This window comes from Nibricoccus aquaticus (assembly GCF_002310495.1).
Classification (GTDB): domain Bacteria; phylum Verrucomicrobiota; class Verrucomicrobiia; order Opitutales; family Opitutaceae; genus Nibricoccus; species Nibricoccus aquaticus.
This window is the reverse complement of sequence record NZ_CP023344.1, coordinates 2,967,498-2,982,022: the sequence shown is the minus strand read 5'-3', so window position 1 is coordinate 2,982,022 and position 14,525 is coordinate 2,967,498. Positions and strand designations below refer to the sequence as shown.

8 protein-coding genes are annotated in these 14,525 nt (G+C 58.6%); 5 read left to right on the top strand and 3 right to left on the bottom strand.

Features of this window, described 5'->3' with window-relative positions; genetic code table 11:
• Nucleotides 1-74 precede the first annotated feature (74 nt).
• From CMV30_RS11925 to CMV30_RS11905, 5 genes are all read left to right on the top strand, one after another.
• Nucleotides 75-1,121 carry a LacI family DNA-binding transcriptional regulator gene (locus CMV30_RS11925; RefSeq protein ID WP_096056237.1) on the top strand — a complete coding sequence of 349 codons (1,047 nt, stop codon included), beginning with the start codon at nt 75-77 and terminating at the stop codon, nt 1,119-1,121.
• 68 nt (nt 1,122-1,189) lie between these two features.
• Nucleotides 1,190-4,069, top strand: a complete 2,880-nt coding sequence (locus CMV30_RS11920; protein ID WP_096056236.1) for a TonB-dependent siderophore receptor — start codon at nt 1,190-1,192, stop codon at nt 4,067-4,069.
• An 85-nt stretch (nt 4,070-4,154) separates the two neighbouring features.
• Nucleotides 4,155-4,691 carry a hypothetical protein gene (locus CMV30_RS11915; RefSeq protein WP_096056235.1) on the top strand — a complete coding sequence of 179 codons (537 nt, stop codon included), beginning with the start codon at nt 4,155-4,157 and terminating at the stop codon, nt 4,689-4,691.
• Complete coding sequence (locus CMV30_RS11910; RefSeq protein WP_096056234.1) at nt 4,688-6,343, top strand: GxGYxYP domain-containing protein; 1,656 nt, start codon at nt 4,688-4,690, stop codon at nt 6,341-6,343. Before CMV30_RS11915 ends, CMV30_RS11910 begins: the two co-directional genes overlap by 4 nt.
• A gap of 20 nt (nt 6,344-6,363) precedes the next feature.
• Nucleotides 6,364-9,270 carry a S9 family peptidase gene (locus CMV30_RS11905; protein ID WP_138223269.1) on the top strand — a complete coding sequence of 969 codons (2,907 nt, stop codon included), beginning with the start codon at nt 6,364-6,366 and terminating at the stop codon, nt 9,268-9,270.
• Here the strand turns inward: CMV30_RS11905 and CMV30_RS11900 are convergent.
• The 3 genes from CMV30_RS11900 to CMV30_RS11890 form a co-directional block, all read right to left on the bottom strand.
• Nucleotides 9,261-10,424: a DegT/DnrJ/EryC1/StrS family aminotransferase gene (locus CMV30_RS11900; RefSeq protein WP_175414850.1), complete on the bottom strand. Its 1,164-nt coding sequence runs from the start codon at nt 10,422-10,424 to the stop codon at nt 9,261-9,263. The two genes, CMV30_RS11905 and CMV30_RS11900, sit on opposite strands and share 10 nt — an antisense overlap.
• Nucleotides 10,425-10,497: 73 nt before the next feature.
• On the bottom strand, nt 10,498-12,273 hold the full coding sequence (locus CMV30_RS11895) for a sodium:solute symporter family transporter (RefSeq protein ID WP_096056231.1): 1,776 nt from the start codon (nt 12,271-12,273) through the stop codon (nt 10,498-10,500).
• Between the two features lie 12 nt (nt 12,274-12,285).
• Nucleotides 12,286-14,373, bottom strand: coding sequence for a heparinase II/III domain-containing protein (locus CMV30_RS11890; protein ID WP_096056230.1), 2,088 nt, complete (start codon nt 14,371-14,373; stop codon nt 12,286-12,288).
• Between the last annotated feature and the right edge of the window lie 152 nt (nt 14,374-14,525).

Below are 14,525 nucleotides of genomic sequence, written 5' to 3'. Positions count from 1 at the left end.
AAAATACTTGACCCGCGTCAGACAATTTTCATGACTTGTTATGAAAATTTCATTTGAAGGTCACCCCAACCTAAATGTTAATCACCGAAATCGCCCGCAAAGCCCGTGTCTCCCCCGCCACGGTGTCACGCGCCATCAATCAACCCCAGTTGGTAGCCCCTGACAGTCTCGCGCGCATCCGCGCTGTCATGCAGCAGCACAATTATGTGCCCGCCCCTGTTAATCGCCGCCGCGGCCCCAAGTCTGCACAGCCTGAACAACGCCGCATCGGTGTCTGGTTCGTCGGGGCAAAGGCGAACAACCCCAGTCACAACTGGTTTCAAGATCGACTCCTTCAGGCTCAGTCTGCGGACCAGCGTTATCGCATCGATGTCCGCGTGCTTTTCACCAACACGCCTGACGAACTGCCCCGCAGTCTCGCGAGCGAACAGCTGGACGGGATCATCATCCAAGGCATGGAGCCTTCCGCCGAGTGCCTGAGCAAACTGCGGGAAATTCCTTACGTTTGGTTCATGACGCGCCGCTCGGCGACGTATTCAGGCGACTACGTCGAACCCAACAACGAAGAAAACGGCCGCATGGCCGCCGAGTACTTGAAGTCCAGGGGACACAAGTCGGTCGCCGTCATCTCAACCGATCCCGACTACAGCGCGGTTGTCAGCCGCAATCAGGCCTTCATAGCCCACGCGCATGAATTGGGCATGTCCGTGCATCCCATCCTTGGACAGGCGAATCCAGGAGTCAGCTATCTAGAGATCGCACCCATACACGGCGAAAGCAGCATCTTGGTTAAACGCCTCCTGGAAATCACACCGGCCGCCACCGGCCTGTATATTCCCGTAGACCATTTTTGCGGCTCTTTTTTCAGAGCGCTCCGCGAGGCGGGTAAAACCGCACCAAAAGATTTCGAGGCCGTCTTGGGCAACTACAACCCAGTCATCTACCACAACCTCGACCACTCTCCCGCCGCGATCGACGTCAACCTGCCCACCCTCATTCGCAAGGTCGTCGATCACCTGCTCTGGCGGATCGAAAACCCCGGCGTGAACGGACGTATCGGCATAAGCATTTCGCCCCGCCTGCTGCTTCCAGGGTCTGTCGGCCCCACGGCCGCTCCATAAAAAACTTTCCGCAATCGGAACGCGCACCCCGCTTCTGCCGCTGAAACACAAACCAACACCAACGAACCATGAAAACCAATCCGCGTACTCCAGCCGCTGTCGGGCAATACCTGACCATCGGCCTGGCTGCACTGCTGACAGTAACCACTACACGGGCACAAACCACGCCCCCCGCTATCCCAACTCCCGCCACCCCCGTCACACAGCCCGATGACGAAGTACTGGTATTGTCGCCGTTCGAGGTGAAAACCGAAAGAGACTACGGCTACCTGAAAACGAACTCAGCCACCGCAACTCGTATCGGCACCGAGATCCAAAAGGTCCCGGTAAATATCTCCGTGATGAGTCGCGACTTCTTGGATGACACCGGTGTCAGTTCCATCACGGACATTTTGCGCTACACCGCGTCCGGTTCGCCCGACTCACGGTTCGCCATGCGCCTCCCCGGCAACTCTGCCACTCCGCAAGGCAACTTCACCATGCGCGGGTTCACCGTGAACTCCCTTCTCCGCAATGGCGTGTTTCGCTACGCCTCTTACAATCTCGATAACGTTGATCGTGTCGAAATCGTCAAAGGCCCCGCCGCCGTATTCTTCGGCCAGGGTTACCCCGGCGGTGTCATCAACTACATCACGAAGAAACCACAGTTTGAAAAAAACTTCACCACTCTCAGCTACACCGTAGACGACAACGGAGGCGACAAAGTCATCCTCGATCATAACGCCGCGCTTTCTTCACAGGCGGCGCTCCGGGTTGTCGGCGCATGGACCGACCAGAGCGGTGATCGCAACTACGAGTTCAAAAAGAACCTCAACATCACGCCGTCTCTCACGCTCAATCCATTCAAGAGCGGCAAGCTCCGCATCAACCTCGAGCTCGAGTATCTCAAAGAGTCCTACAACCAGAATGACTACAGCTGGGTTTACCCGACTGCCTGGTTCGAGGCCTACGCGAATCCGACTCCCGAGCTGATCGCTGCTTCTGGCGTCGCTAATGCGACCGCCTACCGCGCGCGCATTTTCAACAGCCCGACCAACTGGATCGCCGACGTCCGCAAGGCCAGAAACGATCCCTCACTTCCTCTCTATACCACCAACTCCCCAAACGGCTACTACACCAACACCAGTGGTGTCCGCGTGAAGGATGAAGCGTTTAATTTCACCAACTCCGGAGCCTACACGGAAAATGAGGTTAAAACCTTCCAGACTACCGTCGATCTCTCGCCCTTCTCGTGGGTGGACGCCCGCTATGTCTTCACCAATGACAACAGCCAGTTCGATAACATCGGCGGTCTCAACATACCCAATGCCGACGGTATCACCTTCAACGCAATCAATGCAGGAGCAGGCAACGGTTACTATCGTCGAGCTCAGGACCATCAGATCGATCTCATTTTCAAAGCCGACGCCTTCGGAATTAAAAACAAGATACTCGTGGGCGGCATCGTGAACAAGCAGCGCCAGCAGTACATGGCTTCGGCCGGTGCAGTATATTATAAGGTTCCTGGCTATAACTATCCGACCCCTCCCGTTAACAACCTCCCAAATCCTGCCGGCGTTAACGGTCTCGTCCCCACCAATCAGGTCCTCCGTGACCGTTTCGGCAATATCCTCACAGCTCAGCAGGTTTACTCACAGTGGGATCCCTCGATTCACCCCAATCCCCCTGCCGACAAAGTGTACAATATCGAGCGCAACATTCTCGATGGCTATAATACCAAGAACGAAGCCGTTTACGTCAATTGGCAGGTGCAGCTTCTCCAGGACAAGCTGACCATCCTGTCCGGCTATCGCAAAGAATCGACCGAAGCGCAGGGTCAGACTGCTGAGACCAATGCTCCGTGGTTTATCCCACCGGCAACCGCCTACCTTGACCAGACCACGTATCCAGCAAACGTTTACAACTACACCCCCAGCTACGCCGGAGATCCCGAAATGTTCCGTACCCGCAAGGGAGACGCTTGGATGGGCGGTGCCTCGTACGAGATCAAACCTGGTCTCTCCGTTTACGCTACGATTTCAAAAACCTTTAAGATCAATACCGGTCTCGCCGGCGGTTACGATGAACTCGCATTGGACCAGCTTCTACAGGACGCACTTACCTTTACTGGAGGTAGCTTTAATTACCGAGGATCGACCATCACTAGCGTACCCCAAGGACGTTCCGTGCTCATAGCAAACGGTTCCGATGCAAGTATCGAGAATGAGGAAGGCTTGAATTACGAAGTCGGTGTGAAGACCTCGCTCTGGAATGACAAACTCGTTTCGACCGTATCGCTCTTCCGCGGTATCCGCAAAGACCAGAAGCTCGACGACACCCAGAAAATCTCCAGCGATCCCTTCAACAGCAGCACCACGCTCTTCGCGCCAACATCGCTCTTCTACAACAAACGCAACTTCCGCTGGCGCACGGTCGGTGTTGAAAATCAGATCGAGGGCACCGAGTTCGACATCATCTGGACTCCGATCCGCAACTACCAGGCCGTCATCAACGGCGCCTGGATGTGGCAGGCCGAGACCATGGAAGATCCTACAAAGTTCAAGCCCGGTACCGCCGGCTTCAACAGCGCCACCGCTTCCAATCAAGCGCTCTGGAGCATGTTCTTCGGCAATCGTATCGAAAACGTTCCGGAATACCGCTTCAACGTGTACAACAAATACACGTTCACCCACGGTCCGGTCCGTGGCCTCGCGCTAAGCCTCGGTGCACGCTACTCCTCCGAGACCGTCCAGAGCCGCTCGTTCGACTGGAATCCTGATCGCGGTGGCTGGAAAGCCGGCGACTACTTCGTTTTCGACGGATCGGTCACCTACCCGTGGGAACTGTTCGGATACAAACTGACCAGCTCGCTCGGCATCCAGAACCTCGCCGATAAGACCTATTACGAAGGCAACGTCGTCGCAGCCGAGCCACGCACGTGGACGCTGCGCACCACGCTCACCTTCTAAACCAGCCACTGCTGATGGCCCGGTTTTAAGCCACAACCAACAAGGCGGAGTCCATCACGGGCTCCGCCTTTATTATTTCCCCGCCATGAATCGTTTCCTGACCACCCTCCTTTTATCCACCTTCGCGCTCTCGGCCCATGCCGCCGATGCAAGCAGCGACAATTTCTCCGGCCTCTGGCGCTACGATGCGACACTGAGCACCGAACTCAGCCCCTGGAAAGCCTTCGATCTCACCCTGACCGTTCAGGGGGAAAAAATCACCATTCACCGCCAGCTCAGCTGGAGCCGTCGCATTCACGAAGACACCACCGTGATCGACTTGGCCCAGACCGGTAACGTTCAGCTCGCTCCGATGTGGGCCGACAACCGCCACCTCGGCGCCTACATCAGCGACGATCGCACCAAACGCGTTCGCGCCGAGTGGCTGGATGAAAAACGTATCCTGCGCGTGAACACCGATCTCACGCTCGAAGCCCAGCAAGGCCCGCGCGCCGTGAACATTCTCAGCGACTACAAGCTCTCGACCAATGGCTCACGCCTCACGCTCACCGAGCTCCGTAGCACGCGCAACCGTCCCATCGTGTACATTTTCAACCGCGTCTCGCCAACCACCGCGCCATGATCCGTTTCACCCTTTCTCTGCTGGCCGCTCTCAGCGTCTGCGCTTTCGCGCATGCTCAACGCGCCCCACGCCAGCTCGACCGCGCTCCCGCTGCTGCGACGATCGTTCCGCTTTCCGAAAACTGGCGCATGGATGGCGACGTTCCGGTCCATGCGTTGCTCATTTCCCTCCAGGGTCTGACCAATCGCGATAACGCACACCTTTATCTCGAGTATCCAAAAAACTGGCAGTGGGAAATCGTCCACCCGCTCGTCGGTTTTCTCGAAAAACGTCACCACGTTACATTCGAACGCCTCGGACTGAACGACGCCGATGCCGCGCTCAGCCAGTTCGCCCGCTACGCGAAGGGCTGCGTCGTCTGGGACAAAAATGTGCGCTCCTCGCTGATCGTCGCTTTCACCATCGCCGGCGTCGAAGACCTCGTCGTCGTGAACGAAAACCAGTTGGCGCTCGCCGCCCGCCACGGTCTGAAACCCGTCGTCGATCTTCGCGGTAAATTTACCGCCCAGCCGGATCACGTCATCTATCAATGGGCATATGACCAATATTGGTCCCGTTGCTCGCGCGATTACTACGTCGTCATGGGCGGCCACGCCGGCGCAGAGATGCAGCCGGGCATTGCCGACTTCGGCATTCAACAACGCGCGTTCTTCACCGATCTCTCCGCCAATCCCAAACACGTGGAGGAACTCGCTCTGCTGAGAAAAATTCTCAGCCAGCAAAATCCGTCCAGCGTCGTCCTCGGCTGGCATTCCTACGGCAAGGACACCGAAGGCCAGCACACGACGCTCGTCGGAAACTACGGGCTCATCATGGAGGGCCTTCACAATCTTCCCAACGTCTCCTTCACGTCGCAAATTCCACTCACGCCGGATTTCAAGTTCACCAACAACCATCACGTCCAGGCGGACGAAAAACGTGTCGCGGAGAAAAAAGTCTACATCTGCGCCGTCGCCACCGACGCGATGGGCATCGGCACATGGACCAAGCCCGGCCGCGGCCAGATTCCTTACACGTGGCAGGTTCTCATGAACTGGGTGTGGATGAATCCGCCCGCGCTCCAGTATTTCTACGAAGACAAATCGCCCAACGACTACTTCATCGGCGGCCTCAGTGGTCCCGGCTACATGTACCCGAAGGCCATTCCCGCGGACAAATTTCCCGGGCTCATGAAATTCGGTCGTGAGTTGATGACCCGGCTCGATCTCCGCGTGCTTGAGATCATGGACTACTCCGAGGGCAACCGGCATGTCGGCAACACCGATCTGCCCAAGGAACTCGTCGATCGTTACTATGAGCAATTCCCCGACGCGCTCGGCTTCGTCAACGGCTACGGCTCCGCCCGCACGTTCGATCTGCGAAATGGAAAACCTTTCCTCAGCTACGACTACTACCTCGCGGTCGATCGCTCCATAGAAGAAGCCGCCGCCGACCTTGAGGAACTGATCCAGCTCAATCCCAACCGTCCCTACTTTCTCCTCATGCACGTGCGAGAGTCCAACACCGTCGAGAAAGTGACCAAAATCTTCAACAGCCTCAGCGAGTCGGTCGAAGTGGTTCCCATGGATGTCTTCCTGAAACTTGCCGCCAGTGCGAAAACCTACCGCACGAATTTCCAGAAACCCACCGACCCCGTGGACCGGAATCCTTGAATCACTTCAAAACTTTCCGCATGCGCATCGCTTCGATCTGTCTGCTTCTGTGTGCAGCCTTTTTGACTGTCGCGCACTGGCAGGTCGCGCATGCGGAATCACCCAAACACCCGCTGTCGCATCAAGACTTCGACAGCTGGCGCTCGATCTCGACAACGCCTGTGCTCTCTCGCGACGGACGCTGGCTGGCCTATGCCTTCATGCCGCTCGAAGGCGACGGCGACCTGATCATCCGCAATCTCACCACAGGCCAGGAACAGCGAGTCCCCATCGGAGCACTCCCGCCTCAGCCCCTGACTGCTTCCGAGGAAAACCCCGACCGCGCCTCCCCTCGACGCGAAGCCACGATCACGTTCACCAGCGACAGCCACTTCGTAATCTGCACACGATTTCCCGCGCAGGAAGAAACGCTTCGCGCCAAACGCGAAAAAAAGCCGGCCGCCGAAATGCCGCGCGAAGGCCTCGTGGTGATCGCTCTCGATAACGGCAACGTCAGCCAACTCGCATCCGTTAAAAACTTTCAAGTGCCCGCACGCGGCGGCGCATGGCTCGCCTATCGAAAAGAGCCCGCCGCCAACGCCAGCCCTCCAGTCACTAAACCAGAAAAGACCGGCACCGATCTCGTCTTGATGGATCTGACCGCGCCTGCGTCCTCCGCAGAACGCACGTTCACCGACGTTCTCGACTATTGGTTCTCTCGCGACGCTCACACACTGGTCTTCTCCGTTTCGTCCACCTCGGAAACACGAAACGGCCTCTTTGCGGTAACCCCCGGCGACTCGACCGAGCCCTTCGCGCTGGCATCGGGTCCCGGCAAATACCTTCAGTTCACCTGGGATCGCGAACAGACGCAGGCCGTCTTCGCCACCGATCGCGACGCGCAGGGTTCGATGCCCGCACAATTTTCTCTCTATCACTGGCTCCGGAAACCGAATACCGAAGCCACTCCGCTCATCACGCCAAAGACAACCGGACTTCCCTCTTCATTAGGCATCAACAGTGAAGCCGCCCCCATTTTCTCACAGGACGGGAAAAGGCTATCCATCCCCGCCGCACGAATCCAGCCCGTACCCGATAAACGCCGCGAAACGCTCATCGACGAAGAAAAAGTCACCGCCGATCTCTGGCACTGGCGCGACGACTTTGTCCCCACTCTCCAACGCCAGCGCGCCGACAAAGAACGAAAGCGCGCTTACTGGGGCGTGCTCGATCTCGCATCACGTCGCTACGTCCAACTCGCCGACCTCACACTCCCCAGCGTCACGATCGCAGATAGCGGCACACACGCCTTCGGCCTCGACGATCGTCCGTACCGCCGGCGCTTCGACTACGACGGCATCTTCCAAGATCTCCACCTCACCGATGCCACCAACGGCGAACGTCGCCTCCTGGTAAAAGAACTCGGTGAAAAATCCGGTGTTCGCTGGTCGCACAACAGCCGCTGGATCGCGTTCTATCACGAGAAACACTGGCACAGCATCGACGCGCAAACCGGCGCGATTAAAAACCTCACGCAGGCTTTGCCCGCTTTTTTCGCCGACGAGTTGGTCGATTACCCCGGAGAAATCCCTTCGTACGGCACCGCCGGTTGGACCCGGGATGGCGACTCCCTGCTCGTCTATGACCGCTATGATATGTGGCAGCTCTTCGCCGACGGATCGCCCGCCCGCTGCCTCACTTCCGGGTTCGGCCGGGAAAATAAAATCATCCTGCGTCTTCAAAACATCGAGCAAGTCGATGCCGGTGACGACAAACGCGGGATCAACACCGCCCTCCCGCTGCTCTTACGCGGAGAAGACGAGATCACCCGGGCGACAGGTTTCTTTCGCACATCATTCGATTCCACCGAAAAACCCGCCCGCCTTCTCTGGCAGGATAAAAACCTGCGCTATCTCAATCGTGCAGCCGACGCAGACGTCCTCCTTTTTAGCGCATCGCGCTTCGACGAATTCCCCGATCTCTACACCTCCAACGCCCAGTTGGATCGCTTCGAAAAAGTTTCGAACGGCGGCGCGCAGCTCGGCCCATTTCTCTGGGGAAACGCGGAGATGCTGAGTTACCGCAATGCCGACGGCATCGAACTTCCCGCCGTCCTCTACAAGCCGGCCAACTTCGATCCGTCGAAGAAATACCCGATGATCGTCTATCTCTACGAGCGGCTCTCCCAGGTTATTCACACGTTCAATCCGCCCGTCCCCAGTGCAGTCATCAATCTCTCGCACTACACCAGCAACGGCTACTTGGTGCTCACGCCCGACATTCGCTACACACTCGGCCAGCCCGGCCAGAGCGCCGTGAAGTGCGTGTTGCCCGCCGTCGACGAAATCGTCCGCCGCGGTTTCGTGAACGAAAATGCCATCGGCATCCAGGGCCACTCGTGGGGCGGCTACCAGACCGCTTACCTGCTCACTCAAACCCATCGCTTCCGTGCGGCCGAAGCCGGCGCCGTCGTCGCCAACATGACCAGTGCCTACTCGGGAATCCGCCAGGGTTCTGGCCGCGTGCGTCAATTCCAGTACGAGCATTACCAGAGCCGCATCGGCAAACCGCTCCACGAAGCGCCGCATCTCTATGTGGAAAACTCCCCCGTCTTCCACGCGGAGCGCATCGAGACGCCTCTTTTGCTTTTGCACAACGATCAGGACGACGCCGTGCCCTTCGCCCAAGGTCTGGAGCTCTTTCTAACACTCCGCCGTCTCGGGAAAGAGTGCTACCTGCTCAACTACAACAACGAATTCCACGGTCTCCGCCGCCGCGCCGATCAACGCGACTTCGCGCTGCGCATGAACCAGTTTTTCGACCACTTCCTCAAGGACTCCCCCAAGCCTGACTGGATGGAGAACGGCATTCCGTTCTCCGATCGCGAGGAGGAAAAGCTGCGCTTCCGCGACGCAGCCGTTTCCTCTCCTGCTAGCGCTCAGCCCTGAATTTCGGCGTGAACCGCCTCGACGCAGGCCGCGATGTAATCGGCGTCTTCCACGGAGTAAGCCCACCCGATCGGCAGCGCTACGAAGCGCGCCGTGAGATCCTCCGTCTTCGGAAAGTCCTCCGCTCGGTAACCTTTCGCAGGCCACGTCGTGAAATCAGCGAAAGGCGACAGCACCGGATGCGCCGCCAGCCCGTTGATCACATATTCGCGCCGGTACTGCGGATAAGTTCCCGTCCGCTGCTGGCACCAGACATTGCGGGCATTCAATTGCTCCCGATAGCGCGCCGCAGCCGCCGCATCGTTGGCGAAGAAATAGATCTCGTAACCAAAATCCCCTGACGGATCAGGAATGCGCCTCAGCTGGATGCCAGTCAGCTTTTCCAGTCGCGGGAGAACACACGATTGCAAGGCGCGGCACCGGGCGCGCATCCCGTCGAGCTTGCGCCACTGCGCCAGCGCGACGGCCGCCGTCAGCTCCGACATGCGATACTGCCCGCCTGAGAACGAAGGTTCCGTCGGCGGCTTCACCGCCACATGCACCGGCCTGTACTGGCCCAGGTCATGCGCACGCACCGCACGTTCATAGAAACGCGGATTCGATGTCGCCAGCAACCCGCCCTCGCCCGCAGTCACGGGCTTGTTGTGTTGAAAACTGAAGATCCCGATGTCGCCCCACGCACCGACCGCTCGGTTCCGATAAAAAACTCCGGGCGCCTCCGCGCAGTCTTCGATTACAACCAGCCCGCGCTTTCGAGCTTCCGCGCAAATCGGCTCCATGTCTGCCGCGATGCCTTGATAGTGAATCACCATCACTGCCCGTGTTTCCGGCGTGGTTGCGCGCGCCACTTCAGTTGGATCCAGACACAGCGTGTTATCCACCTCCACGAGCACGGGCGTCGCTCCCACTCGCACAACCGCCGTGAAGCAGGATATCCAGCTCCACGCAGGCACGATCACTTCATCGCCCGGTCCGATGCCCGCCGCAATCAACGCCAGTTCCAGCGCCGCCGTCCCGCTGGAAACCGCCAGCGTGTACTCAACATCCAGATAGGCCTTCGTCTCCGCTTCGAGCGTGGCTACCATCGGTGGCGGCCGCGAGGGATCGAAACCATAGTAACGAAAAAGCTCCTGCCGACGCAGCACGTCGAGCACGAGCGTCTCCTCCTCCACCCCGACCGCCGCCGCGCCCAGTCCGGGCTTCGGACGTGCGCGTAATGATTGTGAGCTATTCATGAGAAACAGGTTTCACCGTCTGCCGTGCTAGTCGTCGCAGTCCGAGGCCGATCAAGATCAGCATCCCGCCGGCGACGGCATTGTGGGACGCTGGAGCCACCACGCTTCCAGGAATCAGCGCGCAGAGCAGCAAAACGCCTCCGAGCACCAGCGAGATCGTTCCGATCAACGCGTACACTCCCAGCCCAGCCAGCGTCTTCTGCGGTGAATCCGGCACAGGCGTCCGAAGATCTTCATCGAATCGCCTTAGCTCCGCGTGACGCGGATCGTCCGGATTGTACCAGCGTGCCGAGATCGCGAATACGAGCGTGCAGACAAACGCCTCGCTCAGGATATTTCGCGCCATCGGATTCTCTGGCCACACGTTCATCACCATCAGCGTGATCGCCACAGCAAGCGCTGAAATGCAGGCCGCCATTCCCGACCACCAGGGCGTGCGACGGAAAACCATCCCGAGCGCCACAGGCATTAGAAATGCCGCGACCAGCGAGTGGTAGTTCAACGCGAAATAAAACGCGCCGCCGAAACGCGGGATGTAGAGCGCCACCAATATCCCCAGCACGCCCACGACGAACATCGTCGCCTGCGCGAACCGCAGCTGCTGCCGGTCCGACGGAGCGCTCCCGGTCATTCTCTTGCGAACAGGCACATACACATCGCGAGTCGTCGTCGCCGCCAGCCAGTTAAATGCGTCGTTCGCCTGCCCCAGTGTCGCTGACATCACCGCTGACACGACAAAGCCGATCAAACCATGTGGCAGCAGCAACAACGCGAGACTCACATAGGCGGATTCCGCAGGTTCCTTCAGCGACGGCCAGATCGCGCCGAGATCGGGAAAGATGACTTTCGCGCCCATCACGGGGAGAATCCAAAGCAGCGGCGCAAACAGCGAAAGGCCCGCACACAGCAGCGCCATGCGACGCGCACCACGTTCATCAGGGACGCTGTAGTAACGCTGCGCGAGGTGCCACGCGACGTTGTACCCGAGTAGAGTGTTGATAAAAAAGGCGATCAGGAACCAGGGATCGGCCGATGAGCCCTGAAGGCGGAGAAACTCCGGCGGCACTTCGTTCAACATTCGCGAAAAGCCGGCACCGATGCCGGCACCTTCGCCGAGGTAGAGAAACGAGACGGGGAAAATAATCACCGTCATCACCACGATGATGATCGATTGGACTGCGTCCGAAAGCACCGCCGCCCACAAGCCGCCGATCACCGTGTAGATCACCATCACCGCCCCAACCACCAGTATCGAAAGCTGGATGCCCGTGACCTCCACGCCGAACAGCTGCCACGTCTCTCCTCCAAACCCCAAGGCCGTGGAGACAAAAATGCAGAGGATGTAGAGCCCCTGGCCGATGCCGACGACCTGAGGCACAATCGCCGTCACCGAGTAGAAGTAAGTCGTCGATGGCGAATAGCGCCGCGTCAGAAACTGCAGCGGCGAATCCAGCCGCGCCCGCCTCCACATCTTCGCGAAATAAAAATAGCCCAGCAAATACGCCCACGTAGCCATCGTGAAAATCACCATTGCCCCGATACCTGTGCGATAGGTGAAGCCTGCCGCCGCCACGAACATGAATGCCGAAAACCCCGAGACCCAATTCGACAATCCAGCCAGCACCCACGGAACCTGTCCGCCTGCTTTGAAATAATCTTCGACGCTCTTGTTTCGTCTCGCCGCGTAGACTCCCACCGCGACCACGATAACAAAGTACAAGCCGATCAGCCCGTAGTCGAAGGCGTTGACGGTATTAAAGGCGGGCACGGTGAAGCGTGCTTAAACGGTGATGACCGGAGGTTTTCCGTCAGCCACAATTATGAACACCGTCACTTTTTGACCGCGATGCTCGCCTGTCACGCGCCACGCATCGCCCTCACGAATCACGTTCAGCGCGGTGCATTTTTCGCCTGCGGGCGCCGCTACCGAAGCCGTGAGGACCACGTGCCCTGTCGCCGCCGGTGATGTCGCTTCGATAAACGGAAACACGCCGTCCGACTCAGGGAGATCCAGACGCCCGATACGCGTGACGACGTTTTCCAGCGCGTGCGTGCTTCCTGTGAGCACAGCGTGCGGGCGCGTGATCGTGAACTCGCGCCAGCTGGTGGCCGCCGCTCCCTGTCCATCGTCGTTATACACCTGGAAGCGCACCTGCACGGGCCTCGGTCTTTCCTTCAACTTCACGCGGTCGAGCATCAGCAAAATATCGGGCTTGAGATAGATCAACGTGCGCTCAACCAGCAGCACACTTTCATCGATCAGCGCGTATGCCTCGGTCGCATCGCTGGTGACGCTCATCCAGTCTTTGCCCGTGTGGTAAGACTGCACACGCGCCCACGCCCACGACGAGTTCACACCTTCGCGTCCGTCATGATATTGGTGCCCGACGCCATCGATCAAAAGAGCAGTGTGTGCAGATGTCTGCCGGAGTTTCCATCGCTGGACGTCGGGCGAATAGGCGGCGCGGAACGGATCGTGAAACAAACGTTCACCATGCGCCTTGAAGATCACGCTGTTGCGATCCGCGTGTTCATGATTGGCCGGTCCCCCGCTCCTTAAAGCGACCACACCGTCGCTGGTTCCCCAACCGGAGCGGGAGACAACCCAATCATTGTTCATGCGCACATCCATCAATTCAGACGGAGGCGCTTCGGCCGGGAGCGATCTGTCATACCAGATCGCCCCAAGATGAGATTTGTAAAAACCGATGTTGGTCGCCACATGCTGCGAGAGCTTGTCCTTGTTCGTACGCGCGACCCACGGAGCGATGAGAACATCCAGACCCACTCCGGAATCGCCGAAGTTTACGATGTCGTACGCCGGCTGAATCGTTTCGTGCGGCACCACGATGTTGCGCTCACCCGCAGGTTTGGTCGGAGCACCCGCCGTCGGCATGCTCATGGCCAGCATCATTTCCACGACGCCGGGATAATTGATGATGGAACGGTCATCGATCCCCTGCGTCCGCCAAAGAACCTCCGTGAACACCGCGATATGAGACGCCGCATAACTCGCATAGCCCACTCCCTCGTCGTAGCTGCCATCCGAGTTAAACATCAGCGCAAACGACCGCGCACTGTTTCGCGCCATCTCCAGCCAGCGCTCCGCTTGCGGATGCTTCCCACGAAGCACGCACGCTGCGACGCCTAGCCCCGCCGTCGGAATCGCCTTCAGATTGGTCGAATTCAGAATGATTGGCCAACGGCTCATGTCATACTTGTGCGGGTATTCATCTTCCGGATCGAACGCCCAGCCGCGCACGCGGTCTGGATGCTTCATTCCATAAAGCGAAAGATAACACGCGGGCGCGCCCTTCGTTCCGATATCATGCTCGGCCCGCTCGCGCTCCTCGGCACTGAGCGCATCCCCCAGCCAGTCAAGCGTCAGCGCCGTCGAGAGATTTGAATCAGCCGCTCGCTGAATGCCGACCACGGCCTTACCGCCATCGAGAAAGTAATCCCACTTGGGGAAGTCGCAGAGCCTGCGCAGCGCCAGTTTCGACAACGCCAACTGCCGCTCATCTCCGGTGAGGGTAAACGCAAGCGCCGCCGTTTCCATTGTACGCCGGGCGCGCGCCAGATGAAGCGCGTGATTGGTCACACGCAGCTCCCGCTCAAGAAATGCCGTCTCAGCCTGAAAGTCCGGCTCGAACACATCCTTCGCGACGGCCGCAAAACGCTCGCTCTTAAAATTGGCCAGAATCCGGGATTTCTCCTCCGGCGCGAACAGCAGCCCTTTCGGGAGGGCATCTTTTTCCGTCGATGATTTCTCCACGGCTCCGGCCTTGGCCGCCGTGAAAGACATCAAGGGCAACGACGTCGCCAGAAGTGAGGAGGATCGAAGAAAGTGGCGGCGGCTTTGGTTCATGAGCGGGACGTCCAATTAAGTTCCTATCGGCATTTTTTCCCGGACTTCACGCGCTGCGTCAGCCGGGCTTTCTCGATCGAAGACACCGGCGATCGGAAGAAGCGTCAAGCGACAAGTAACCTTTTAGTTACTTTAATATTGCCGACGTTCCT

Bases quoted from the DNA above. Each gene is read 5' to 3' on its own strand.
- CMV30_RS11925 (WP_096056237.1), top strand. From the start codon at position 75: ATGTTAATCACCGAAATCGCCCGCAAAGCCCGTGTCTCCCCCGCCACG.
- CMV30_RS11920 (WP_096056236.1), top strand. From the start codon at position 1,190: ATGAAAACCAATCCGCGTACTCCAGCCGCTGTCGGGCAATACCTGACC.
- CMV30_RS11915 (WP_096056235.1), top strand. From the start codon at position 4,155: ATGAATCGTTTCCTGACCACCCTCCTTTTATCCACCTTCGCGCTCTCG.
- CMV30_RS11910 (WP_096056234.1), top strand. From the start codon at position 4,688: ATGATCCGTTTCACCCTTTCTCTGCTGGCCGCTCTCAGCGTCTGCGCT.
- CMV30_RS11905 (WP_138223269.1), top strand. From the start codon at position 6,364: ATGCGCATCGCTTCGATCTGTCTGCTTCTGTGTGCAGCCTTTTTGACT.
- CMV30_RS11890 (WP_096056230.1), bottom strand. From the start codon at position 14,373: ATGAACCAAAGCCGCCGCCACTTTCTTCGATCCTCCTCACTTCTGGCG.